Here is a 23796-nt window from a genome sequence, read left to right on the forward strand (position 1 = left end):
CGGCTCCCCGTGAAACGGGGAACCTTGATTCTGAACACCTTCGAAACGCCTTTCGCCGGATTCTCCAGCGGAGGCGGCGCACCCAGCCGTGATGCCGGAACCGGCCATGGAAACCACCCTCCACCTGATCTCGGATCTCGATGGCACCTGGATTCCCCGGGATCATCACCGGGGAGCCCTGCGCAAGCTCGAGACCTACCTCACCTCCCGCCCGGACCTCAGGTTGACCTTCGCCACCGGCCGCTCCCTGCGCTCGGCCCTGCGGACGTTCGGGGATCTTCTCCGGGTCTGGCCCCGGCACTTCATCGTGGATGTGGGTACGTCCGTCTTCCATGCCCGGCTGGGGGGAGGCTGGGTGGAGGACGGCGAATATGCCGCCTGGGTGGACGGGAGGTGGGACGTGAGGCCTCTGCTGGAAGCCGGTCCGAACTGGCTTCCGGCGGGGGTGCGTCCACAGCCGGGCTCCTTCGCGGTCCGGCGTCTGGCCCTGGAGGTGGAGTCCTGGCGGGATGTTCCGAGGGCCGAAAAGGAACTGCGGGAGGCCCTGGGCCGCATCGGCATGATCGCAGATGTGCTCGCCACCGGACGCTGCCTCGACGTGCTGCCCGTAGGCATCAACAAGGGCACGGCCGCGGGTTTCCTGCAGCGACGCTTCGACTCACCCCCCCCGGTCATGGCTTGCGGAGACTCGGAGAACGATGTCGCACTTCTGGCCATGGCGGACCTTCCCGTCCTGATGGCGGACAGCCATTTGGACAGAAGAACAAAGGCTCTGCCCTGGGAGCGCGTCCACCGGACCCGGCACCCGGGTCCCAAGGGAATCCTGGAGGCCCTCCAGTCCCTGGTATGCCAGGGGAGGACGCCTTGAAGGCCGAGGGCCTCCACCTCCTCCTGGTGAGCGTCCACGGCCTCATCCGGGGAACCGCCCCCGAACTGGGCCGGGATCCCGACACCGGTGGACAGGTGCTCTATGTTCTTGAGCTGGCCAGGGCGCTGGCCGCGCATCCCGAAGTGGCCCAGGTGGACCTGCTGACCCGGCTCGTGGAGGCTCCCGACCTTTCGAGGGACTATGCCCAGCCCGAGGAGGCCCTGGGGCCCCATGCCCGGATCCTCCGAATCCCGTTCGGTCCCGCCCGCTACATCCGCAAGGAACTGCTCTGGGACCACCTGGACGATCTCGTGGACGGCTACTTCGCCCTGGCGCGAACCCTGCCGAGGCTGCCCGACCTCATCCACAGCCACTATGGCGATGCCGGTTACGTCGCCATGAGGCTCTCCAGCCTCCTGGGCATCCCCTTCGTCCATTCGGGGCACTCCCTGGGGCGCTGCAAGAAGGCAAGCCTCCTGGCCGCGGGGGGCCGGGAGGCTTCCCTGGAGCGGACGTTCCACTTCTCCCGCCGGATCCAGGCGGAGGAGGAGGTCCTGGCCCACGCTTCCCTGGTCATCGCCAGCACCGGCCAGGAACTCACGGAACAGTACGGGGCCTACACGAGCTTCGATGCGCGGAGATCGATCGTCCTGCCTCCCGGGACGGACACCTCCCGCTTTTCGCCCCCGGGCCCCAGGACGCCGCTGGAGCACGTGGCGGCTTCCGTGGACCGCTTCCTGCGCAAGCCGGCCAAGCCCATGGTCCTCTGCATCGGCAGGCCCGTCCCCCGCAAGAACCTCCTGGGCCTGGTCAAGGCGTTCGGGGAGGACCCCGAACTCCGGGAGCGGGCCAACCTCGTGCTGGTGGCGGGAAACCGGGGGGATTACAGGGATCTGGAAGAGGCCTGCCGGTCCACCTGGGAGGAACTCCTCCACGCCATCGACGTGTATGACCTTTATGGGCACGTGGCCATTCCCAAGGCCCATGGCCCCGGGGACATTCCGGACTACTACCGCCTGGCGGCGAGACGGAAGGGCTTGTGCGCCAACCCCGCCCTGTCGGAAACCTTCGGGCTGACCCTCATCGAGGCGGCGGCGTCGGGCCTGCCCCTGGTGGTGACCGGGTACGGCGGCCCCCGGGACATCGTCGCCAACTGCCGGAACGGACTCCTGGTGGACGTCCTCCAGGCCCCGGCGATGGCCGGCGCGCTCAAGGACGCCCTTTCCGATCCGCGGCGCTGGGAGACGTGGGCCCGCAACGGTCTCCGGGGCGTGCGCACCCACTACACCTGGGAGGCCCATGCGGACCGGTACCTCAAGGCCGTGAAAAGGGTGTTGAAGCGGAACCTCAAGGGGCACCGGCGGGAGCTTTCCATGGCGCAGCCCGGAGGCTCCTCCCCCTTCCTGCGCGCGGAATGGGCCCTGATGGTGGACCTCGACCGAACCCTGATCGGCGACCGGGCCTCCATCGAACCCCTGTGCGGCTGGATCCGGAACAACCGGCACCGGTTGGCGTTCGGGGTCGTCACGGGCCGGCGCCTGGACAGCGCCCTGTGGGTCCTGAGGGACTGGGGCATCGACGCGCCCGACGTCCTGGTCTCCAGCGTGGGAACGGAAATCCACTACGGGCCCGAATGGCGGCAGGATCTGGGGTGGGAGAGCCATATCCGGAGCGGCTGGAGAAGGGAGGAGGTGGCCCGGGTCCTGGGGGCCCTTCCCGGGCTCCGGCTCCAGGCCCAGCGCAAGCTCGGGCCCTACAAGGTCAGCTATCACGTCAGCCCCGGAAGGATTCCTGACCTTGCCAGGATCCGCGAGGCCCTGACGGCTGAGGGGCTGCGGGCCAGGCTGGTCTATTCGCAGGCCCGCTTCCTGGACGTGCTGCCCAGCCGGGCCTCCAAGGGGCAGGCCTTGAGGTACCTGGCTTTCAAATGGAGCATGCCCCTCAGTCAGTTCGTGGTGGCAGGGGACTCCGGCAACGATCTGGACATGCTGACCGGGGAGCCCCTCGCCATTGTCGTGGCCAACCACAGCCCCGAGTTGGACCACCTTGCGGGGCGGAGCGGCATCCACTTCTCGCAGGCCGGTTTCGCCGCCGGGGTGATGGAAGGCCTCGTGCACTACGGCATCTTTCCTTCGGAAGCATGCCTGCCGGAAGGCCCGGTATAGCTTGAGGAGCAGATCATGTCGGACTTCTTCCAGACCGGCGTCGTCGCCACCCTCCACCGGCTGGTGGATTCGGGCCATGACCGCCTCGAGCGCGAACTCGCGACCTATTCCCGGAACCGTCCCATCGCCCTGGTCCTGCCCGCCCTCTGGCGGGAATTCGAGGGCCCGGCCCTGCCGCGGATTCTCAAGGAGCTGGAGTCGGTCCCCTACCTGGCCCAGGTCGTTTTCACCATCAGCGGTGCGGACGGGGGGCAGTTCGCGAAGGCGCGGGAGATGGCGTCCCGGCTTCCCCAGGAGGTGACCTTCGTCTGGAACGATGGGCCACGCATCCAGGCCATGTACGAGCGCCTGATCGCCAACAACCTGCCCGTGGGGGCGGACGGCAAGGGGCGCTCCTGCTGGCTGGCCTTCGGCTATGTGCTCGTGAGCCAGAAGGCCGATGTCATCGTCCTGCACGATTGCGATGTCCTGACCTTCAATCGGGAATTCCTGGCCCGGCTCTGCTATCCCGTGGTCAACCCCAACATCAGCTTCGAATTCTGCAAAGGGTTCTACGCGCGGGTCACCGACCGCATGCACGGGCGGGTCACGCGGCTGCTGGTGACGCCGCTGGTCCGTTCACTTCAACTCATTCTGGGGCCCGTGCCGTTCCTCGCCTTCCTGGACAGTTTCCGGTATCCGCTGGCCGGCGAGTTCTGCATGAAGGCGGACCTGGCCCGGGTCAACCGCATTCCTTCCGACTGGGGCCTGGAAGTGGGGGTCCTGGGCGAAGTCTTCCGCAACTGCTCGGTCAAGCGCGTTTGCCAGTCCGAGCTGTGCGACACCTACGAGCACAAGCACCAGGGCCTTTCCCCGGATGATCCCGCCAGGGGGCTCATGAAGATGGCGGTGGACATCTGCAAGACGCTGTTCCGCATCCTTTCCGCCGAGGGGACGAGGTTGGATTCCGGCTTGTTCCGGGCCCTCCAGTCCACCTACGTGCGTACCGCGGAGGACACCATCACCCGGTATCAGGCGGACGCGCTCATCGACGGCCTCGTCTTCGACCGCCACCAGGAGGAGGTGACCGTGGAATGCTTCGCCAAGGCCATCCGCATGGCCTCGGAAAGCTACCTCTCCGATCCCCTGGGCCAGCCGCTCCTGCCCAACTGGAACCGGATCACCGCGGCCCTGCCGGGTTTCCTGGAGGAGATCCAGGCCCAGGTGGACCTGGACAACGGGAGGGCCTGAAGCCATGCGGCCACCCATGGACCTTCTCTTCACGGACCTGGACGGGACGCTCCTGGAGGAGGAGGCCTATGCCTTCGAACCCGCTCTGGGGGCCGTCCGGGAGCTCCAGAAGCGCGGGATCCCCATCATTTTCTGCACCAGCAAGACGTTTCCGGAGACGCTGGCGATCCAGGCCGCCCTCGGGGTGGCGGACCCGTTCATCGTGGAGAATGGGGGCGCCATCTACTTCCGGCCGGGCCAGCTCGATCCGGGCAACGAGACCGTGACGGCTCGTGGGGCTTGGCTCAGCATCCGGCTGGGCACTCCCCGGCCGATCGTGCTGGACCGGCTGGAGAGCATCCGGAAGGGCCTGAAGGTGGAGGTCCGCGGTTTCGCCCAGATGGATGCTTCCGAAATCGCCGATGAATGCGGGCTTCCCCTGGAGGAGGCCAGGTGGGCGGCGTTGCGGGAGTTCGATGAACCCATCCGGCTCGTCCCGGGCGGACCCGGCGATCTGGCCCAGCTGGAGCTGCTTGCGGGCCTGCATGGCCTTACGGTGGTCCGCGGCGGGCGTTTCCTGCACGTGGCCGGGGGCAGCGACAAGGGCCGGGCCGTCCGCCGGGTCCAGGCACTCCTGTCCCGGAGCAGGATGGACCTCTTCACGGTGGGGATCGGCGACAGCCCGAACGATATCCTGATGCTGGGCGCGGTCACCCGGCCCGTGGTGGTGCGCCGGCCCGGAGGGGCCCACGATCCGCGGGTCGTCGAGGCGGTCCCCGGCGTGCAGCGCGCACCTGGAGTGGGGCCCGCGGGATGGAGTGCCGCCGTGATGGATCTGATCGCCCGGGGCCGCGGCCATGGACAGTGAAACCCTCCTCCCCCGGGGGCTCCGGGACCAGCTGGACGCCAACGGTCCCGCGGATCTGGTGGTGGGGATCCCCAGCTTCAACAACGCCCGGACGATTCCGCACGTGGTCCGGGCCGTCCAGGCGGGCCTCGCCAAATTCTTCCCGGGCGTGCGCGCGGTGATCCTCAACTCGGACGGAGGCTCGACGGACGGAACCCAGGAGGCCGTCCAGGGCGCGCCCCTTGAGGACTACCCGCTTCTCCTGGCCCCCTTCCCCATCCACCCGGTCCACCGGATCGTCACGCCCTACCATGGCCTTCCCGGCAAAGGGAGCGCCCTGAGAACGGTATTCGCGGTGGCCGACGCGCTGGATGCCAAAGCCTGCGCCGTTGTGGACGCGGATCTGCGCAGCATCCAGCCTTCCTGGATGGATCTCCTGCTGGCCCCCGTGCTCCGGGGAGGGTTCGATTTCGTGGCCCCGCTCTACCTTCGCCACAAGTACGACGGCACCATCACCAACAGCATCGTCTATCCCTTGACGCGGTCCCTGTATGGGCTCCGGGTGCGCCAGCCCATCGGGGGCGATTTCGGATTCTCGGGGCGGCTGGCCCGCCAGTACCTGGCCCAGGACGTGTGGGAATCCGACGTGGCGAGGTTCGGCATCGACGCCTGGATGACCACCACGGCCATCACCGGCGGCTTCAGGGTCTGCCAGGCCTTCCTCGGCGCGAAGATCCACGATGCCAAGGACCCCGCCGTGGATCTGTCCCACATGCTCCATCAGGTGGTGGGGTCGGTCTTCGGACTCATGGAGACCCACGCCGCCACCTGGCAGGGCATCCAGGGTTCCCGGCCGGTGCCGCTGTTCGGACTGGAGCACGCTGTGGGCCTGGAGCCGGTGCAGGCGAACGCCGACCGCATGCTCCACCTGTTCCGCAAGGGCGTCCGGGAACTGGACGGCATCTGGCGACTCATCCTGAGTCCGGAGGACAACGGGCAGCTCAGGCGCCTGGCGGCGGAGGACGCGGCCGGGTTCAACCTCCCGGCCGAACTATGGGTCCGGCTCATCCACACCTTCGCCCTCCGGTTCCATGCGGGCGGCATGGACCGGGAGCACCTGCTGCAGGCCCTCACGCCGCTTTATCTGGGCCGGGTCGCCTCCTTCGTGCTCGAGACCCGGGACACCGGCGCGGAGGGGGTGGAGGAGATCGAGGAGGGCCTCTGCCAGGTCTTCGAGGCCCTCAAGCCGGACCTGATCCAGGCCTGGAACGAAATCAGGAGGCTCCCATGAATCGAATCCTAATTGAAACCTTGTCCCGCGTGTGGTTCGCGTTCCACGAAAAGGTGCAGCACGCGCTTCCCCGTTTCCTTGCGGCGCTGACCTTGATCCTGGTGGGGTGGGCCTTCGCGGTGGTCGTGCGAAGGGTCCTGCTCCGGAGCCTGAGGCTGGTCCATTTCGATCAGCGCTTCGAGCGCTCGGGCCTGGGCCTTCCCCTTCGCCGGGCGGGGCTGGTGCGGTCGCCGGCGGAACTCCTGGCCCGCTTCGCATTCTGGGTCGTTTTCCTGTCCGGGGGAATCCTGGCCGCAAGTGCGATGGAGATGCCTGTGCTCGACCGGATGGTGGCGGCCTTCTTCCTTTTCCTGCCCGGGTTCTTCGTGGCCTTGGTCATCCTGGCCATCGGGTTCCTGTCGGCCAACTTCCTGGCCCGTGCCGCCCTCCTGCTCGCGGTGAACGAGGACCTGCCCCACCCGGGCCTGCTCGGGGGGATGGTCCGGATGCTGGTGAACCTGCTCTCCCTGACCATGGCCCTGGAGCAGGTCGGCATCGCCGCCTCCACCGCGTCCCTGGCCTTCGGCATCGCTTTCGGGGCGCCGATGCTCGCGTTGGCGATCGCCTTCGGGCTCGGTGGGCGGGACCTCGCCCGGGATTTCCTTTCCCGCAGGGGACCCGAGCCCCAGGGCGAAGGATCCGACGGCATGCGTCACGTCTAGCGGGACGTGCGGACCCGTTCGGGTGGGGTTGGCGGGGAACCTCCGATCTTGAAAAACCGCTGAGCCGATCCCGCCGGCCCTGGCCCTACCTTCGCGCCAGCATGCCCACGACCCCCGCGCCCAGCAGGATCCACGTGGGGTTCCACCGGGTCCGCCACAGCAGGACGCCGGAGGTGATCGCCAGGGCGACGGTCCAGAGGTCCGTGACGGCGGCCCGGGCCAGTTCCAGGAGCACCATGGCCATGAGGGCGAGGCTGGCGGCGTTCACGCCGTCCAGGAAGGCCCGCACCCGCGCGGAGCCGCGAAGCCTCTCCATGAGGCCGTGGGCGAGGGTCACGAAGAGGAACGACGGAAGGAAGATGCCGAGGGTGGCCGCCACGGCGCCGGGCCAGCCTTTCATCAGGTACCCCACGAAGGTGGCCGTGGTGAAGACGGGGCCGGGCGTGAACTGGCCGACGGCGACCGCATCCAGGAGCTGGCGCTCCGTGAGCATGGGATGCCGGATGACGAACTCGGCGCGCAGGAAGGCCAGGAGGACGTACCCGCTACCGTAGAGCACGGAGCCGATCTTCAGGAAGGTCAAGAACAGGCCCGCGGTGCCCAGGGCGGGAACGCCCAGGGCCGGGAGCCAGGAAAGGGACAGCGCGCGGCGGCCCCGCAGCCCCTCCCGCACGAAAAGCACCGCGGCCCCCGCGAGGACGATGAGCAAGAGCTCGTTGACTCCGAGGGCGGCGGCGGCCAGGGAGCCCAGGGCCACGGCCCAGCGGAGCCGATCCTTCAGGAGCGTCTCCCCGAAGCCCCACAGGGCCTTGAGGACGACGGCGATGAGGGCGGGCTTGAGCCCGTACAGCCAGCCCTGGGCCGACGGAAGGCTGCCGTACCGCACGTAGGCCCAGGCCAGGCCTCCGACCATCAGGGCCGAGGGCAGGATGAAGGCGGCGCCGCCCAGGACCAGCCCCCACCACCCGGCCCGGAGCCTGCCCAGGTGGATGGCCATCTCCGTGGAGTTGGGTCCAGGGATGAGCTGGGTGAGGCCCAGGAGGTCCAGGAATTCCTCCCGGGTGAGCCATTGGCGTTTGCGCACCACTTCCGATTCCATGAGGGCGATGTGGGCCGCCGGCCCGCCAAAGGCCGTGAAGCCCAGGCGCAGGAAAAGGAGGACGACTTCCTTGAGCCGTCCGGTGGGGGACGCTCCCTGCGCCGGGTTCATGTCCCCGCCGGGAGATTGTGGGATGGCGCCGCTGCCCATTACGCCCGGCGGATCACAGCTCGGCCTTGAGCTCCCGGTCGAGACGTCCCGGGCTGAAGCCCATCCAGGCCCGCTTCACCTTGCCGTCCCGGCCGACGATGAGGGTCGTGGGGATGGCGCGGATCTCGCCCACCTGTTTGGCCAGGCCTGCCGGGTCGGAGGGCACCATGGCGTTCAGGGCCATGGTGGGGTTGGCGGCGAAGAAGGGGGTCACGGCCCCGAAGCCGGTGCGATCCAGGGATACCGGCACCACGGCGTAGGCGGGGCCCTGGGCGGCCTGCAGGGCGGCGAGTTCGGGCAGGCTCATGCGGCAGGGGGGGCACCAGGTGGCCCAGAAGTCCAGCACCACCACCTGGCCCCGGAACTCGGCCAGGGTCCGGGTGCGGCCCTCCGCGTCCCGCAGGGCGAGGGCGGAGACGTTGCGGCCGACGAAGGAGGAGCCGGCGTCCCCGCCCCGGAAGGCGCGCACGGCCATCCAGCCCAGCCCGGTCACCCCGATCGCGATCAACAGGAGGGAGAGCCCGGTGCCCAGCCCCTCGGTGCGCTTCTCCTCGATCCATTCGCCCAACGAAGCCATGGTCGCCTCCTTCCGACCATTCTTACCCGGTTCGGGCGCGGGGGGGGATCCGGGTCCGGACCGGCAACCGGAGGATCAGGCTAAAACTCCGGATCTTTGGGCAATCCATTCGGGCCGTCGGTTCCTAAACTCTGAGGTGCACCACCCATCGGAGGAACCCATGCCCACCCCAGTCCGCGCCTATGCCGCCACGTCCCCCACGGACGCCCTGACTCCCTACCGCTTCGACCGCCGGGACCCCCGGCCCGACGACGTGGTCATCGACATCCTCTACTGCGGCGTCTGCCACTCGGACCTGCACACGGCCCGCAACGACTGGGGCTGGTCCACGTACCCCATCGTCCCCGGGCACGAGATCATCGGCCGGGTCACCGGGGTGGGGGAGAAGGTGACGAAGTTCAAGGTGGGCGACGCCGTGGGCGTGGGGTGCCTGGTGGATTCCTGCCGGCACTGCAAGCCCTGCCAGGACGGCGACGAGCAGTACTGCGGCGATTTCACCGGCACCTACGGCGGCGAGGACCGCCACGACCACACCAAGACCCAGGGCGGCTATTCCGAGAAGATCCTCGTGTCGGAGGCCTTCGTCCTCCGCATCCCCGACGGGCTGGACCTGAAGGCCGCGGCGCCGCTGCTGTGCGCGGGCATCACCACCTGGTCGCCCCTGCGCCACTGGAAGGCGGGCAAGGACAGCCGCGTGGCGGTGGTGGGCCTGGGCGGCCTGGGCCACATGGCCCTGAAGCTGGCCAAGGCCCTGGGTTCGGAGGTCACCCTCTTCACCCGGTCCAAGGGCAAGGAGGCCGATGCCCGGCGCCTGGGGGCGGACCGCATCGTGCTCTCCACGGACCCGGCCCAGATGGCCGACGTGGCCGGGCGCTTCGACCTCATCATCGACACCGTGCCCTACGCCCACGACCTGAACCCCTACATGCCCACCCTGGCCCCCAGCGGCACCCTCGTGCTGGTGGGCTACCTGGGACCCCTGGAGCCGGCCCTGCATTCGGTGCCCATGATCCTGGGGCGGAAGTCCGTGGCGGGCTCCCTCATCGGCGGGATCCGGGAGACCCAGGAGATGCTGGACTTCTGCGGCGAGCACGGCATCGTGTCCGACGTGGAGATGATCCGCATGCAGGACATCAACGAGGCGTACGAACGCATGCTCAAGAGCGACGTGAAGTACCGCTTCGTCATCGACATCGCGTCGCTGAGGAGCTGACCATGCGCACCCGGAGGATCGGAAACCTGGAGGTGTCGGCCCTGGGCCTGGGCTGCATGGGCATGAGCTGGGCCTACGGCGAGGTGCCGGACCGGGCCGCCATGGTCGGCCTGCTGCGGTCGGCGGTGGACCGGGGCGTCACCTTCTTCGACACCGCCGAGATGTACGGGCCCTACACCAACGAGGAGCTCCTGGGCGAAGCCCTCCAGCCCCTGCGCTCCCGGGTGGTGATCGCCACCAAGTTCGGGTTCGCCATCGGGGTTCCCCCCACCCCGGAGGGGCCCGCCCTGGACAGCCGGCCGGAGAACATCCGCCGGGTGGCCGAGGCCTCCCTCCGGCGGCTGCGCACCGACGTCATCGACCTCTTCTACCAGCACCGGGTGGACCCGGCCGTGCCCATCGAGGACGTGGCGGGGGCCGTGAAGGACCTCATCCAGGCGGGCAAGGTCCGGCACTTCGGGCTTTCGGAGGCCTCGGCGGCCACGGTGAGGCGGGCCCACGCGGTCCAGAAGGTCACGGCGTTGCAGAGCGAGTACTCGCTCTGGGAGCGGCGGGTGGAAACCCAGGTGATGCCCGTCCTGGAGGAGCTGGGCATCGGCCTGGTGCCCTACAGCCCCCTGGGCCGGGGCTTCCTCACGGGCGCCCTGGACGCCACGACCTCCTTCGCCCCGGGGGACTTCCGGAACAACCTCCCGCGGTTCGCCCCGGAGGCCCGGAAGGCCAACCAGGCCCTGGTGGACCTGCTGGGCCGCATCGGCGCCCGGAAGGGCGCCACGCCCGCCCAGGTGGCCCTGGCCTGGCTTCTGGCCCAGAAGCCCTGGATCGTCCCCATCCCCGGCACCACCCGCCTGGCCCGCCTGGAGGAGAACCTGGGGGCCGTGGACCTGGAGCTCTCCGCCGGGGACCTGGGCGACGTGGAGGCCGCCCTGAAGGCGATCGAGGTCCACGGGGCGAGGTATCCCGAGGCCCTGGAACGCATCACGGGGCGGTGAAGACGTGATGTATGATTGCGCAGGCAATCCATACAAGGAGGCGATATGCGGAAATCCCTTCTCCTTCTCCTGGCCGCATCGGCGGTCGGCCTCATGGCCCAGGAAGGGCAGTCCTACGGCACCGTCCAGGGCGGGGCGGCCTTCCGGAAGGTCACCAACTACTTCAACGACGGCGCCACCTTCGGCCTGGGAGCGGGACACTGGTTCTCCGACACCTGGTCGCTGGACCTGAAGGCGCTGCGCACCAACCATGACGTCCGCGTCACGAACGAGGGCACCCACGAGTACCAGGGCCTGGTGTCGGCGCTCTACAATCTCAACCCCGGCGCGCCTAACTGGTACCCCTACCTGGCCGTGGGCACGGGCCTCACGCGCATGCACGCGCCGCTGGTGGACGGCGACAAGAACAAGTTGAACTACCATGCGGGCGTGGGGCTCATGGCCCACCTGACCGAGCGGGTGATCGTGCAGGGTGACCTGAAGGCCCTGCGGGTGAACACCAACGGCGGCCATTCCAGCGAGCTTCTCGCCCTGGTCGGCCTGGGGTACACCTGGGGCGGAGCCCGCAAGGCCGCGCCCGCGCCGCCGCCCCCGCCTCCGCCTCCCGCCCCGGAACCGGTGGCCAAGCCCGAACCTCCGCCCCCGCCCCCGCCGCCGGCCCCGGAACCGCCCCGGGAGGAGATCAAGCCGGTGCCGCCGCCCCCGCCGCCTCCGCCGCCGCCGCCGGCCCGGATCGTACTGGACGAGGCGATGCTGCACTTCGCCAACGGCAAGGCGGACATCGACGCCGAGGGCGCCGCGGCGGTGGCCAAGGTCGCCGCGGGCCTCAAGGACTACGCCGGCGACTACACGCTGGTGGTGAGCGGGCATACCTCCTCGGTGGGCGGCAGGGCCCTGAACATGGCCCTGGGCAAGCGCCGGGCCGATGCGGTGGCGAAGATCCTCGTGGCGGGCGGGATTCCCGCGGCCCGGATCTCCACCGTGGGCGTAGGCCCCGACAAGCCCATCGCCGACAACAAGACGAAGGAGGGCCAGGCCCGGAACCGGCGGGTGGAGATCGACGTCCAGGTCGCCGACGCCAAGGTCGAGGTGCGCAAGCAGGAAACCAAGGTCCAGTAAGCGGCGCCTTCCAGGTCACAATGGGGTCTGGAGGGCTGTCCGTGCGCGTGGGGATTCTGGGCTTCGGGAAGTTCGGTCAGGCCCTGGGAGGGCTTCTCGAGCAGGGGGGGTGCGCCTTCCGGGCCCTGGATCCCGTGGCCCCCGTTCCCGGGGAGGTGCGCGCCCCGAGCCTGGAGGCCCTGGTCGACGAATCGGATTTCCTGGCGCTCGCCGTGCCCGTGGGCGCGCTGCCCGAGGCCCTGGACCGGGTGGCGCCCCGGGTGGGACCCGGACAGATCGTCTTCGACGTGGCCAGCGTCAAGGTGCTCCCGGCGAAATGGATGGCCGAGCGGCTGCGGGGGCCCCACGTGGGCGTCCATCCCCTCTTCGGGCCCGTGAGCCTGGCCCGGGCCGAGCGGCCCCTGCGCACGGTGGTGTGCGCCGTCCCCGGGTTCCAGGACGCCGCGGACCGGGTGACCGCGCTCTTCCGGGGCCTGGGGTGCGAGGTGCTGGAGCAGAGCGCCGCGGACCACGACCGCCTCATGGCCAGCACCCACGCCATCACCTTCTTCCTGGCCAGGGGCCTGCTGGAGGTGGGCGCGGGGGCGGACCTCCCCTTCGCGCCGCCCTCCTTCCACGCCATCCAGCGCACCCTGGACGCGGTGCGGGAGGACGCCAGCCACCTCTTCACCTCCATCCAGAACCTCAACCCCTTCGCCGCGGAGGCCCGGGCCAGGCTGCTCCAGGCCCTCCAGGCCATCGACGCGGGCCTGGCCGCGCCCGGGGGCGGGGACGAACTGCCGGCCCTGTCCGCCATGCCCGACCTGGGCCAGCGGTCCCCGGCCCTGGTGGAGGCCCGGGCCATGATCGACGCCCTGGACCGCGAGCTGGTGGAACTCCTGGCCCGCCGGGCCGAGCTCAGCCGCCGGGCCGGCCGGGCCAAGGCGGTGCTGGGCGCGCCGGTGCTGGATCCCGGCCGGGAAGCCGCGCTCCTGCGGGACCGCAGGGACTGGGCCCAGGCCGGGGGTTTGGATCCGGACGTGGTGGACGGGGTCTTCCAGGCCATACTCCGGGAAAGCCGCCGCGTGCAGGGACCGGACGGCGCTTGACGGGGCATCGCGTGGGGCGGGGCTGAAATCCCGCGCATCCGCGGCGGGTTGACGGTACCCTGGGCCTGTACCCCCTGACCCCAATTCCCGGATCGTGTTCCGACCCATGGCTCCCCGTTCCCCCGTGCAATGGCGCCCACCCATCCCCCTCCTCGCACTGGCGGGGCTTCTGGTGCTGGGCATCGCCCTGGCGGCCGGCCGCCACATCCGGGGGCTGTGGCACCAGGAGCGGGCCACGGTGGAACACCACCTCTCCACCGTCGGGAAGCTGAAGGCCAGCGAGATCGCCCTCTGGCGCCAGGAACGCCTGGCCGACGCCGGGACCCTGTCCCACATCGCGGCCTTCACGCGCCTGGTGGGGCCGGCGGCGGGAACCCGCCTGCCGGATTCCACCGTGCCGCTCGAGCGATGGTTGTCGGAGCAAAGCCAGTACGACGAACTCCGCCTGCTGGACACCGGAGGCGAGGAGCGGCTGGTGGTTCCGGAGGGCCTGCCGCCCTTGCCCGAAAGCCTGAAGCGGGAGGCCCGGGAGGCCCTCGCCGAGGGCCGCCCCCGCTTCCTGGATCTCGCCCGGGACGCGGACGGGAAGGGCATCCACCTGCATCTGCTCGTCCCCATCCTGGACACCCTCCGCCCGGGGCGGACCCTGGGTCTGTTCGTGCTTCGCATCGACCCGGCGCGGACCCTCTATCCGATCCTCCTGCGCTGGCCCACGCCCTCGGCCACCGCCGACACGCTGCTGGTGCGCCGGGAGGGGGAGGATGCGGTGGTCCTCAACGACATGCGGACACGCGCCGGCACCGCCCTCACCGAGCGGGTCCCCATGGCGGACCGGACCCGGGCGTCGGTCCTGGCGATCCTCGGCCGGGAGGGGATCGTGGAAAGCCTTAACTACCGCGGCACGCGACTCCTCGCGGACGTACGGCCCATCCCCGGATCGCCCTGGTTCCTGGTGGCGCGCATCAACGAGGACGAGGCCATGGCGCTGTTCCAGCGGCGGCGGAGGGACACGGTCCTCCTGGCGCTGGCCTCGGGCCTGGCGGTGATCGCCGCGGCCGCGGCCCACTGGCGGAACCGCCGGGCGAACTACTTCCGGGCGCAGTTCGCGGCCGAGCGGGTGCGGAGCGAAGGAGAAAGCCGCTTCCGCCATGCGGTGGAGGAGGTGCCCTTTCCCATGATGATCTACGCCGAGGACGGGGAGATCCTCATGGTGAGCCGCGTCTTCACGGAGCTGAGCGGGTATGCGCGCGAGGACATGCCCACCCTTGCGGCATGGGCCGGGCAGGCCTTCCCGGACCACGGCGACGAGATCCTGGAAACCGCCAAGGCTCATTTCGACCAACCCCGGCGGCAGGGCAGCCGGGAATACCCCATGCGGTGCCGGGACGGCTCGACCCGCGTGTGGGATTTCTCCTCCGTGGCCCTGGGTCCGCTGGTGGACGGGCGCCGCACCGTCATGACCATGGCCCACGACATCACCGCCCGCAAGGAGGCCGAGGCGGTGGTCCGGCGCTCCGAGGAGCGGTTCGCCCTGATCTTCCACGCCAGTCCGGACGCCATCGCCATCAGCCGCATGGCCGACGGCCTCTACCTGCTGGTGAACGAGCGCTTCGCCCAGTTGCTGGGCCGGCCCATGGGTGACGTCGTGGGCCACACGTCCTTCGGAATCAGCGCCTGGGTGGATCCCCGGGACCGGGGACGGTGGATGGAGGTCCTGGACCGGGATGGCCGGGTGGACAACCTGGAACTGGACTTCCGCAAGGCCGACGGCGCCACCATCACCTGCCTCGTCTCCTCCCGGATCATCACCTGGGATGGGGAGCGGGTGCACATCTCCATCACCCGGGACGTCTCCGCCCACCGGGCGCTGGAACGCGCCCTGCGGGAGAGCGAGGCCGAGTACCGCATGCTCTTCGACCGGAGCCTGGACGCCATCCTCCTGGCGGCCCCGGACGGCGCCATCCTGGACGCCAACCCCGCAGCCTGTGAGTTGTTCGGCCGGACGGTGGAGGAGCTCCGGGCCTGCGGCCGCGAGGGCGTCATCGACCTCACGGATCCGCGGGTTCCCGAGGCCATCGAGGAACGGAGGCGAACCGGACGGTGGACGGGTGAACTGATCTTCCTTCGCCGGGACGGCACGAAGTTCCCGTGCGAAACCTCCTCGGTGCTTTTCACCGACCGCTTCGGCCAGTCCCGGACCAGCCACATCCTCCGGGACGTCAGCCTGCGCAAGGAAGCCGAGGAGCTCCAGCGCAAGCTCGACGCCGAGATCCAGCAGTCGCAGAAGCTCGACAGCCTGGGGAGCCTCGCCGGGGGCGTGGCCCACGACATGAACAACATCCTGGCGGCCATCCAGGCCGTCGTCGAGACCCTCAGGCTGACCCACGCCGGGGACGCCCCCCTGGTCGAGGCCCTGGGCCTGGTGGAGAAGGCCTCCACCCGCGGCCGGGACCTGGTCCTGGGGCTCACCAAGTTCTCGCGCAAGAACCTCCAGCAGCCCGAACTCCTGGACCTCAACGCCCTCGTGCGGGACGAGCTCGACCTGCTCAAGCGCACCACCCTGCAGAAGTACCGCCTGGTGGCCGATCTCCAGGAGGGGCTCCTGCCCGTGTCGGGCGAGCGGGGCTCCCTGGCCAGCATCCTGATGAACCTCTGCGTGAACGCAGTGGACGCCATGCCCGATGGCGGCACGCTCGTGTTGCGCACCCGGAACCTGCCGGGGCGCCGGGTGGAGATCGCCGTGGAGGACGACGGCACGGGCATGCCCCCCGAAGTGGCGGCCCGGGCCATGGATCCCTTCTTCTCCACCAAGGCCATCGGCAAGGGGACGGGGCTGGGCCTGGCCATGGCCTACGCCATCGCCAAGGCGCACGGGGGAACGCTGGCCATCGCCACCGAGAAGGGCCGGGGCACCACGGTGAGCCTGCGCCTGCCCGCGGCGGCCGGGGAGGTGGCGCCCGCCCAGGGGCCGGCGGACCTTCCGTCGGCGGAAACCCCCCTGGCGGTGCTGCTGGTGGACGACGACGACCTCATCCGGGCGGCGGTGCCCAGCATGCTCCAGGCCCGGGGCCACCGCGTCGCCACCGCGGCGGGCGGGGCGGAGGGCCTGGTGCTCCTGGGGTCGGGGCCGCCCGTGGACCTGGTGATCCTGGACCTGAACATGCCGGGCATGAACGGCATCGAAACCCACCGCCACATCCGCCGGCGCTGGCCGGACCTGCCCATCCTCCTGGCCACGGGCCACCTGGATTCGCGCACCCAGGAGCTGCTTGAAACGGACGGCCACATGCTGGCCCTCTCCAAGCCCTACTCCCTGGAGGAACTGGTGGGCCGGATCCGGGACCTGCTGGCCGGGGGAAGCCCCCCCGGGCAGTTCCGGTAGACTGGTGGACCATGATGCCTTCCCCGAATTCCTTCACCTCCGCCCTCATCCTGCTGGTCCTGGTCACCGATCCCCTGGGCAACATCCCGCCCTTCATCGGCATCCTGCGCCAGGTGGACCCGGCCCGCCGGCGCCGGGTCATCATCCGGGAAGTGCTCCTGGCCACGGTGATCCTCGTGTTCTTCGCCCTGTTCGGCCAGGGCGTCCTGCGGCTCATGCACCTGTCGGACACCTCCCTGGGCATCGCCGGCGGCGTCATCCTCTTCCTCATCGCCCTGAAGATGGTCTTCCCCCACCCCGAGGGCCACGCGGAATCCGCCCGCAAGGGGGAGCCCTTCCTGGTGCCCCTGGCCATCCCCCTCATCGCGGGCCCCAGCGCCATCGCCACCGTACTGCTGCTCGTGTCCGGCGACCCGGCCCGGCTCTGGGAGTGGCTCGGCGCCATCGGCGTGGCCATGGCCATCTCAGCCGTGGTGCTGGTATTCGCCGAACGCATCGCCGCCTTCCTGGGCGAGCAGGTGACCATGGCCTTCGAGCGGCTCATGGGGCTCGTGCTGACGGCCATGGCCGTGGAGATGCTGCTGTCCGGAATCCAGAAATTCGCCCGGCAGGTGATGGCGGGCTGAGGCGGGGACGGTCAGAAAGGATCGTGAGAAACGAGAAGGATTTTCCATGGCATTGCCTGTTCCAGGCAGGTCGGAAGAACCAGCGAAAAGATCAAACGCTGGGGCGCTGAGGGCTCGCTGGGGCGCTGGGAAAAGAAGAAGAATGACAAGGTGCACCGAGCCGTTCACACACAAGGCTTTTCACCCAGCGCCCCAGCGAGTCCCCAGCGCCCCAGCGTTTATTTTTTTGCCCAGTATTCCCGATTCGCCAGGTTCATGCGAAGACGGAAACCATGATCTGAACCCACCATTCACCGGCGCGATCCACTTTCAGCCACCCCATTCACCCCGCAAGACCAGCAGTACTAATCCACCGCCGCCGGGGGATCGACGAAATCCTCGTCGTCCAGGCCGTCGCTCAACGGCAGTTTCGCGATTTCCGCGCGGACCAGGGCCTGGTGCTGGAGTTCCTCGTCCCTCAGTTCCAGGAAAAGTGCGGCCACGGCCGGGTCCTGGATGGAGGCCAGGGCCTCTTCGAAAAAGGCGTGGGCCTTGATCTCGGAGGTGAGGGCGGCCTCCATGGCGCGGCGGGGGGTCATGAAGGCGCGGGCGGCGTCGTAGTCGGGCGCCTCCACGTCCCAGATCATGGCGGGGGTGATCCGGGAGGGGGCGTCCCGGAAGTCCTGGGCCCGGCGCGCCCTCAGGTCGCGGCCGTGCTTGGCCTCGTTCTCGATCATGTGCCGGAAGAACGCCGCGGCCTCGGGGGTGCGGTGCTGCTCCATCTGGAACGCGAATTCCTGGTAGCGCTCCATGGCCTCGTCCTCCACCAGGATGGCGAGGTCAAGGGCGTCCATCAGGGACAGGGCGGCCAGATCAATGCCGTGGATCGTCATGGTTGCTCCCGTTCACTTCTTGATGAAGAGGTCCAGGATGCGCTCCACCGGGAGGGCGTTCTTCGCCAGTTCCTCCTGCCGCGCCTTGACGAGGTCGCCGTAGGTGGGCGGCGGCTCGGGGTTGCGGTAGAAGACGCCCAGGTGGAGCTTGCTGCCGTAGTGCTGGGCCAGGTCCATGGCCGCGAGCCGGTTGGTGGCGTCGTGGCCGAGGCTCTCCAGGTTTTCCTGCATGGCCTTGAGGCCCTTGAGCTGCTGCTCCTCCATGCCGTAGGTCACGCAGGGGGACTGGATGTTGACGAAGGCGAAGCCCGGGTAGCGGATGGCGGCCTCGATGATGGCGGCCATGCCCGGAAGGTCCGTGGGGGCGGCCTGGGCCACGAACCCCGCGCCGTAGGCCAGCATGTACAGGAGCGGATTCACGGGTTCCTCGAGGCTTCCGTGCCGGGAGGTGCAGGTGGAGAGGCCCTTGTGCGAGGTGGGCGAGAGCTGGCCCTTGGTGAGGCCGTAGATCTGGTTGTCCATCACGATGTAGGTGATGTCCATGTTGCGGCGCACCATGTGGGCCAGGTGCCCGCCGCCGATGGAGAACCCGTCGCCGTCGCCGCCCGCGGCCAGCACCAGCAGGTCGGGGTTGGCCATCTTGATGCCCTGGGCGATGGGCAGGCTGCGGCCGTGCACGCTGTTGAAGCCGTACGCCGTGGTGTAGCCGGGGATGCGGCTGGAGCAGCCGATGCCCGAGACGAAGGCGATCTCGTGGGGGGGTCTCCCGATGGCCGCCAGGGCCCGGTAGATGCCCTGCAGCACGCCGAAATCGCCGCATCCGGGACACCAGATGGGCTTGAGGTCGCTCTTGTAGTCCTTGGGCTGGAAATCGCAGGTGGCGTTACCGTTCATGGTCGACCTCACTCCTGGGGCTGAAGTTTGCCCTCGTGCCTGCGCTGCAGTTCCGAGAGGAGATTGTGGAGGGCCGCGACGATCTCGCCGGGCAGGAAGGGATTCGCACCGCTGCGCGCCAGGGGCCGCATGCCGGCGGGCAGGTCCAGATGCATGCGCAGGAGCTTGTGGAACTGGGCCAGGTGGGTCTGCTCGATGACCAGGCCCGAGCGCACGGAAGCGAAGAAGTCCTGGTAGGCCCCTTCGGCCACGGGGTAGAGCAGGTAGGGCACCATCAGCTTGACGTTCAGGCCCTCGGCCAGGGCCATCTGGAGCGCCTCGCGGCAGACCCCGGCGACGCTGCCCCAGGCCACCATGGCCAGGGGGGCGGCGGGATCGCCCAGCACCTCGAAGAGGTCCTTGCGGTCCTTGAGGGGATCGAACTTGCGGGTGCGCTTCTCGTTCATGCGGGCGTGGACGGTGCCGCTGTTGGTGGGAGCGCCGCCCTCGGTGTGCTCGATGCCCGAGGCCAGGTACGTTCCCCCCAGCATGCCGGGATGGCTGATGGGGCTGATGAAGTTCCCGGTCTGGGCGAAGCGCTTGTAGTCCTTCAGGTCCTGGGCGGTGGGCTTCAGGCGCTCGATGACCTCGAACCCGCTCACGTCGATGGGGTCGAGGGTCTCCTTGCGCTGGCTGATCTCCTGGTCCGACAGGATGATCACCGGCGTCTGGTAGTGCTCGGCGATGTTGAAGGCCTCGACGGTGATGCGGAAGGTGTCGGCCACGCAGGTGGGGGCCAGCACGGGGCGGATCACGTCGCCGTGGGCGGAAAAGCACGCCGCGAACAGGTCGGCCTGCTCGTTCTTGGTGGGCAGGCCCGTGGAGGGGCCGCCGCGCTGCACGTCCACGATCACCAGGGGCAGCTCGGCGATGGTGGCCAGGCCCATCATTTCGGTCTTCAGGGACAGGCCGGGGCCGCTGGTGGCGGTCATGGCCTTGACCCCCGCGAACGAGGCCCCCACGGCCGCGCCGATGCCGGCGATCTCATCCTCGGCCTGGAGCACCGATCCGCCGTACTTCCACACGTGGTCCGTGAAGAACTGCATGATCTCGGTGGAAGGGGTGATGGGGTACCCCCCGAAGAACCGGCAGCCCGCGAAGATCGCCGCGGCGGCGCACATGTCGTTGCCGTCGGTGATGAGCTTGGCGGCGCCCTTGGCCTCGGAAGGCGCGATGTTCATGCAGACCTTGAGCGGATTGGCCAGGGCGAAGGCCCGGCCCGCATCGAAGGCGCGCTGATTGGCCTCCACCAGCTCCTCGCCCTTCTTGGCCAGCTTCTTGCGGATGCCCTTCATGACGGCCACCGCACCGATGCCGAACCAGCCGGCGATGAGGCCCAGCACCACGGTGTTCTTGGCGCGCTCGGTGCCCGCGGTGTCCTTGGCCATCTGGGTCATGGGCACGGGGATCACCTGCCGGGGCACCACTCCCACCAGGGGGATGCGTTCCGGGGGAATCAGGGTGGCCGCCTCGTAGATCACCACCGTGTTGCCGCTCACGGGCAGCTCGGCGCCGAACTTCAGGAAGTCCTCCCAGTTCAGGGCCACGGCCACGTCCAGGTTGCCGCCGGGGTTGAGGATGGGCTCGGTGCTGATGCGCACGCGGCAGCTGGATTCGCCGCCGCGGATCTGGGAGCCGAAGCTCTTGGTCATGACGCCGTGGTAGCCCTCGGCGGCCGCGGCCTGGAGCAGGGAATCCCCCGCGGAGACGATACCGTCGCCGCCGGAGCCGGCCATGCCGAATACAAGGTTGTGCGCCGGGCTTTGGTCGCTCATGGCTGATGCCCTTCAGAAAGGGGGTGTCGGGTCGGATCCGGGTTTTCCATGCGTCCGACCCATGGTAACCAGCGGAGGCGGCCGGGGAAATGGGCATCTGGCCGGGGACGGGCAATGCGGGCCGGGCCCGGCCGCCAGATAGAAAATTGCGCGGGGGAAAGGGAATTGAAAGGTCGTTACGTAAGAAGGCGAAGGGCCGGAAAAGCCATCAAAGGATCTAAAGGTCATCTTTTTAGTGACCAAGGTCACGACTAGGGATTCTTTCTGCGTTTTTAAGTGTTTGGTAGCCCCAGCTACATTCCCGGCGGGCCGCTTGGCCAAGAATCACGTATCGCCATGGAGCCTCGCATGTCCCAGACCATCCGCCAGCTTTGCCATGCGCCCGAAGGCCACGCCGAGGTGCTCCAGGGCAACCTCGCCTTCGCCGTGGGCTGCGTCCGCGCCGGCGTCCACGCCGCCGACGGCTATCCCGGAACGCCCAGTTCGGAAGTCATCGACCGGGGCCTGGCCCAGGTGCAGGACCTGATCACCGTGGGGTGGTCGGTGAACGAGGCGGCGGCGGCGGCGGTGGGCTTCGGCCACACGCTGGCCGGGCGCGACTGCGTGGTGACGATGAAGATCCCGGGCCTGTTCCAGGCCGGTGACATCTTCACCAGCGGCTCCGGTATCATCAAGGAGCGCGGCGCCCTGGTCTACTTCATCGCCAGCGACTTCACCCCCAGCTCCACCCAGCACCTGGTGGATCCGCGCCCGCTCTTCAAGAGCTGCTTCGTGCCCGTCCTGGAGCCCCGCAACCACCAGGAGATGCTGGAAGCGCCCCGCCTGGCCGTGGACATCGCGCGGGCCTTCAACACCCAGGTGGTGGTCATGCCCAGCGGGGGCCTGTGCCACAGCGAAGGCCTGGTGCGCCTGAACCCCGTCACCACCCGGGAGCCGGTGCAGATGCCCGGCGGGCTCCACGGGTACAACGTCCTGCCCAGCATCTGCGGCAAGGCCTACCTCGACGTCATGGCCACCCGCATGCCGGGCCTGGTGGCGATGGTGGAGGAAAGCCCCCTCAACCGCTGGGACAAGGGCTCGGGGAAGATCGGCGTGGTCACCTACGGCGTGTGCGACCTCTACCTGCGCGAGGTCATGGAGGCCCGCGGCCTGGACCTGGACGTCCTGAGCCTGGCCTTCTCGAACCCGCTGCCCCTGGAACTCATCAAGCGTTTCGCGGCCACCGTCGAGGAGGTGGTGGTCATCGAGGACGGCTACCGCCACCTGCAGGAATCCATGGAAGCCGCGGGCCTGAAGGTGCGGGGCAAGCTGCCCTACAGCCCCGTGACGGAATGGACCCCGGCGCTCATCGCGGAACTGCTGGGCCTCGAGGTGCCCAAGGCGGCCCTGCCCGTGGCCGGCGTCGTGCGGCCTCCCCTCATCTGCCCCGGCTGCCCCTACCGCCTCATGGCCCAGGAGCTGAGCTACGCCAAGGGCAAGGGCACCCTGGACGCGATCTTCGGCGACATCGGCTGCAACGCGCTCCTCTACTTCATGGACGCCATGGACACGGGCCTGGCCATGGGCGCCAGTGAAGGCAAGCGCACCGGGTACGTGCTTTCCCGTCCCGGGCAGGCCTCGCGGTGCGTGAGCATCATCGGCGACAGCACCGAGTGCCACAGCGGCATGGACGCCACGCGCAACGCCGTCTACCGCAACGTTCCGGGCGTCAAGATCATCCTGGACAACGAGTGGACCGCCATGACCGGCGGCCAGCCCTCGCCCACCTCCCCGAGCACCCTCGAAGGCCGGCCCAACCGCTTCGACCTCCCCGCGTCCCTGGCCGCCCACGGCGCCAAGGTCGAGGTGATCGGCGCCTACGAACGCAAGACCATCCGCGCCACCCTCCGCAAGGCCCTGGCCGACGCCGACGCGGGCGTGTTCACCACCATCGTGGTGCGGGACGGGGCCTGTCTCAAGAAGATCAAGCCCAGCCGGCAGCGGGTGCAGGTGGATCCCGATGCCTGCAAGCGGTGCGACCTGTGCCTGATCTGCCCGGGCCTGGCCAAGGGCGAGGCCGGCGTGCCCGAGGTGACCAACCTCTGCTCCGGATGCGGCGGCCACGAGCCCGCCTGCAGCCAGATGTGCCCCACCCGGGTGCTCAAGGCCGTGACCCTGGACGACCTGGGCGTGGCCGCCGCCGGCGGGGCGTTCCCGCCGGGCCCCGAGACGATCCCCGACGTCCCCGCGCGGGGGCTTCCCCGGCGTCTGTCCCTGGCCATCCGAGGCGTGGGCGGGCAGGGGAACCTGTTCCTCGGGCGCGTCCTCACGCAGCTGGCCCTGGCCGCGGGCTACGGCGAGCGCAACATCGTCAAGGGCGACACCCACGGCATGGCCCAGATGGGCGGCCCCGTCATCAGCACCTTCGGGTGCGGCGACGTGGTGAGCCCCGTGCTCCTGCCGGGCACCGTGGACTGCCTGATCGTCATGGAGAAGAGCGAAGTCCTGCGGCCCGGGTTCCTGGACCTGCTGCGCCCCGGAGGCACGGTGCTGCTGGCCAACACGCGCATCCTCCCCGAGGGCCTGGCCGCGGAGGCCTACCCCACCGACGCGCAGCTCAAGGACGTGCTGAAGCCCTTCAAGCTCATCGAGGTGGACCTCCTGGAAAAGGCCCTGGCCCTGGGCGACCCCACCGGAAGGATCGCCAACGTCGTCCTCATGGGCATCCTCAGCACCCTGGAACCCTTCGACCGGTTCCCCGAGGAGCTGTGGTGGAAGGCGCTGCGGGAGGTGAACCCCAAGGCCGCGGTGTGGTCCGCCAACTACGCCGCCTTCAACGCCGGCCGCGGGGCCTCGGTGGAGACCGCGGGGAGCCGGTGATCAAAGGGGCTTGAAGTCGGGCCCCCTGGG

18 protein-coding genes are annotated in these 23796 nt (G+C 69.3%); 13 read left to right on the forward strand and 5 right to left on the reverse strand.

All coding sequences use genetic code 11. The features are described from left to right. Positions 1–106: 106 nt before the first annotated feature. Genes ACZ5LB_RS16630 through ACZ5LB_RS16655 form a run of 6 tightly spaced genes read left to right on the forward strand, consistent with a single transcriptional unit; the run spans position 107 to position 7081 of the window. A complete protein-coding gene (locus tag ACZ5LB_RS16630) occupies positions 107–868 on the forward strand; it encodes an HAD family hydrolase (protein WP_464603321.1) in 762 nt (253 codons plus the stop codon). Continuing rightward, positions 865–3033 (forward strand): HAD-IIB family hydrolase, encoded by a 2169-nt coding sequence (locus ACZ5LB_RS16635; protein ID WP_464603322.1) that lies wholly within the window; start codon positions 865–867, stop codon positions 3031–3033. The genes ACZ5LB_RS16630 and ACZ5LB_RS16635 overlap by 4 nt, the downstream gene beginning before the upstream one ends. 15 nt (positions 3034–3048) lie before the next feature. Next, on the forward strand, positions 3049–4263 hold the full coding sequence (locus ACZ5LB_RS16640) for a glycosyltransferase family protein (protein ID WP_464603323.1): 1215 nt from the start codon (positions 3049–3051) through the stop codon (positions 4261–4263). A gap of 4 nt (positions 4264–4267) precedes the next feature. Next, a complete protein-coding gene (locus tag ACZ5LB_RS16645) occupies positions 4268–5110 on the forward strand; it encodes an HAD-IIB family hydrolase (protein WP_464603324.1) in 843 nt (280 codons plus the stop codon). Beyond that, positions 5100–6380 carry a glycosyltransferase family protein gene (locus tag ACZ5LB_RS16650; protein ID WP_464603325.1) on the forward strand — a complete coding sequence of 427 codons (1281 nt, stop codon included), beginning with the start codon at positions 5100–5102 and terminating at the stop codon, positions 6378–6380. The genes ACZ5LB_RS16645 and ACZ5LB_RS16650 overlap by 11 nt, the downstream gene beginning before the upstream one ends. Next, complete coding sequence (locus ACZ5LB_RS16655; protein ID WP_464603326.1) at positions 6377–7081, forward strand: mechanosensitive ion channel family protein; 705 nt, start codon at positions 6377–6379, stop codon at positions 7079–7081. Before ACZ5LB_RS16650 ends, ACZ5LB_RS16655 begins: the two co-directional genes overlap by 4 nt. An 85-nt stretch (positions 7082–7166) precedes the next feature. Here ACZ5LB_RS16655 and chrA read toward each other — a convergent pair whose 3' ends face one another. Both chrA and ACZ5LB_RS16665 read right to left on the reverse strand, forming a co-directional pair. Beyond that, positions 7167–8291, reverse strand: a complete 1125-nt coding sequence (chrA, locus tag ACZ5LB_RS16660) for a chromate efflux transporter (protein ID WP_464603327.1) — start codon at positions 8289–8291, stop codon at positions 7167–7169. Positions 8292–8343: 52 nt separating this feature from the next. Then, the gene (locus tag ACZ5LB_RS16665; RefSeq protein WP_464603328.1) at positions 8344–8907 is read right to left on the reverse strand and encodes a TlpA family protein disulfide reductase; all 564 of its coding nucleotides are present in this window, start codon (positions 8905–8907) and stop codon (positions 8344–8346) included. 160 nt (positions 8908–9067) lie between these two features. On the opposite strand from ACZ5LB_RS16665, the gene ACZ5LB_RS16670 reads away from it, so the two are divergent. The 6 genes from ACZ5LB_RS16670 to ACZ5LB_RS16695 all read left to right on the forward strand — a co-directional run bounded on the left by ACZ5LB_RS16670 (position 9068) and on the right by ACZ5LB_RS16695 (position 17327). Beyond that, positions 9068–10120, forward strand: a complete 1053-nt coding sequence (locus tag ACZ5LB_RS16670; protein ID WP_464603329.1) for an NAD(P)-dependent alcohol dehydrogenase — start codon at positions 9068–9070, stop codon at positions 10118–10120. 2 nt (positions 10121–10122) lie between these two features. Beyond that, positions 10123–11112 (forward strand): aldo/keto reductase, encoded by a 990-nt coding sequence (locus tag ACZ5LB_RS16675; protein ID WP_464603330.1) that lies wholly within the window; start codon positions 10123–10125, stop codon positions 11110–11112. A 45-nt stretch (positions 11113–11157) separates the two neighbouring features. Beyond that, the gene (locus ACZ5LB_RS16680) at positions 11158–12231 is read left to right on the forward strand and encodes an OmpA family protein (RefSeq protein ID WP_464603331.1); all 1074 of its coding nucleotides are present in this window, start codon (positions 11158–11160) and stop codon (positions 12229–12231) included. A gap of 41 nt (positions 12232–12272) precedes the next feature. Continuing rightward, positions 12273–13319 carry a prephenate dehydrogenase/arogenate dehydrogenase family protein gene (locus ACZ5LB_RS16685; RefSeq protein ID WP_464603332.1) on the forward strand — a complete coding sequence of 349 codons (1047 nt, stop codon included), beginning with the start codon at positions 12273–12275 and terminating at the stop codon, positions 13317–13319. 106 nt (positions 13320–13425) lie between these two features. Further along, positions 13426–16701, forward strand: coding sequence for a PAS domain S-box protein (locus ACZ5LB_RS16690; RefSeq protein ID WP_464603333.1), 3276 nt, complete (start codon positions 13426–13428; stop codon positions 16699–16701). 14 nt (positions 16702–16715) lie between these two features. Then, on the forward strand, positions 16716–17327 hold the full coding sequence (locus tag ACZ5LB_RS16695) for a MarC family protein (protein ID WP_464603334.1): 612 nt from the start codon (positions 16716–16718) through the stop codon (positions 17325–17327). 344 nt (positions 17328–17671) lie between these two features. Here the strand turns inward: ACZ5LB_RS16695 and ACZ5LB_RS16700 are convergent, their stop codons facing one another. The 3 genes from ACZ5LB_RS16700 to ACZ5LB_RS16710 are packed head-to-tail and all read right to left on the reverse strand — an operon-like array spanning position 17672 to position 20907. Beyond that, positions 17672–18199, reverse strand: coding sequence for a ferritin-like domain-containing protein (locus ACZ5LB_RS16700; protein WP_464603335.1), 528 nt, complete (start codon positions 18197–18199; stop codon positions 17672–17674). A gap of 12 nt (positions 18200–18211) precedes the next feature. Beyond that, positions 18212–19093 carry a 2-oxoacid:ferredoxin oxidoreductase subunit beta gene (locus ACZ5LB_RS16705; protein WP_464603336.1) on the reverse strand — a complete coding sequence of 294 codons (882 nt, stop codon included), beginning with the start codon at positions 19091–19093 and terminating at the stop codon, positions 18212–18214. Between the two features lie 8 nt (positions 19094–19101). Beyond that, positions 19102–20907, reverse strand: a complete 1806-nt coding sequence (locus ACZ5LB_RS16710; protein ID WP_464603337.1) for a 2-oxoacid:acceptor oxidoreductase subunit alpha — start codon at positions 20905–20907, stop codon at positions 19102–19104. Between the two features lie 348 nt (positions 20908–21255). On the opposite strand from ACZ5LB_RS16710, the gene ACZ5LB_RS16715 reads away from it, so the two are divergent. Next, positions 21256–23766 (forward strand): 2-oxoacid:acceptor oxidoreductase family protein, encoded by a 2511-nt coding sequence (locus ACZ5LB_RS16715; protein WP_464603338.1) that lies wholly within the window; start codon positions 21256–21258, stop codon positions 23764–23766. Positions 23767–23796: the final 30 nt, after the last annotated feature.

It is taken from the genome of Mesoterricola sp. MK458, from assembly GCF_055384935.1.

Excerpts from the sequence above, each read along its gene's own strand:
- ACZ5LB_RS16630 (WP_464603321.1), top strand. The coding sequence starts at position 107 with ATGGAAACCACCCTCCACCTGATCTCGGATCTCGATGGCACCTGGATT.
- ACZ5LB_RS16640 (WP_464603323.1), top strand. The coding sequence starts at position 3,049 with ATGTCGGACTTCTTCCAGACCGGCGTCGTCGCCACCCTCCACCGGCTG.
- ACZ5LB_RS16645 (WP_464603324.1), top strand. The coding sequence starts at position 4,268 with ATGCGGCCACCCATGGACCTTCTCTTCACGGACCTGGACGGGACGCTC.
- ACZ5LB_RS16650 (WP_464603325.1), top strand. The coding sequence starts at position 5,100 with ATGGACAGTGAAACCCTCCTCCCCCGGGGGCTCCGGGACCAGCTGGAC.
- ACZ5LB_RS16655 (WP_464603326.1), top strand. The coding sequence starts at position 6,377 with ATGAATCGAATCCTAATTGAAACCTTGTCCCGCGTGTGGTTCGCGTTC.
- chrA (WP_464603327.1), bottom strand. The coding sequence starts at position 8,291 with ATGAACCCGGCGCAGGGAGCGTCCCCCACCGGACGGCTCAAGGAAGTC.
- ACZ5LB_RS16665 (WP_464603328.1), bottom strand. The coding sequence starts at position 8,907 with ATGGCTTCGTTGGGCGAATGGATCGAGGAGAAGCGCACCGAGGGGCTG.
- ACZ5LB_RS16670 (WP_464603329.1), top strand. The coding sequence starts at position 9,068 with ATGCCCACCCCAGTCCGCGCCTATGCCGCCACGTCCCCCACGGACGCC.
- ACZ5LB_RS16675 (WP_464603330.1), top strand. The coding sequence starts at position 10,123 with ATGCGCACCCGGAGGATCGGAAACCTGGAGGTGTCGGCCCTGGGCCTG.
- ACZ5LB_RS16680 (WP_464603331.1), top strand. The coding sequence starts at position 11,158 with ATGCGGAAATCCCTTCTCCTTCTCCTGGCCGCATCGGCGGTCGGCCTC.
- ACZ5LB_RS16690 (WP_464603333.1), top strand. The coding sequence starts at position 13,426 with ATGGCTCCCCGTTCCCCCGTGCAATGGCGCCCACCCATCCCCCTCCTC.
- ACZ5LB_RS16695 (WP_464603334.1), top strand. The coding sequence starts at position 16,716 with ATGCCTTCCCCGAATTCCTTCACCTCCGCCCTCATCCTGCTGGTCCTG.
- ACZ5LB_RS16700 (WP_464603335.1), bottom strand. The coding sequence starts at position 18,199 with ATGACGATCCACGGCATTGATCTGGCCGCCCTGTCCCTGATGGACGCC.
- ACZ5LB_RS16705 (WP_464603336.1), bottom strand. The coding sequence starts at position 19,093 with ATGAACGGTAACGCCACCTGCGATTTCCAGCCCAAGGACTACAAGAGC.
- ACZ5LB_RS16710 (WP_464603337.1), bottom strand. The coding sequence starts at position 20,907 with ATGAGCGACCAAAGCCCGGCGCACAACCTTGTATTCGGCATGGCCGGC.
- ACZ5LB_RS16715 (WP_464603338.1), top strand. The coding sequence starts at position 21,256 with ATGTCCCAGACCATCCGCCAGCTTTGCCATGCGCCCGAAGGCCACGCC.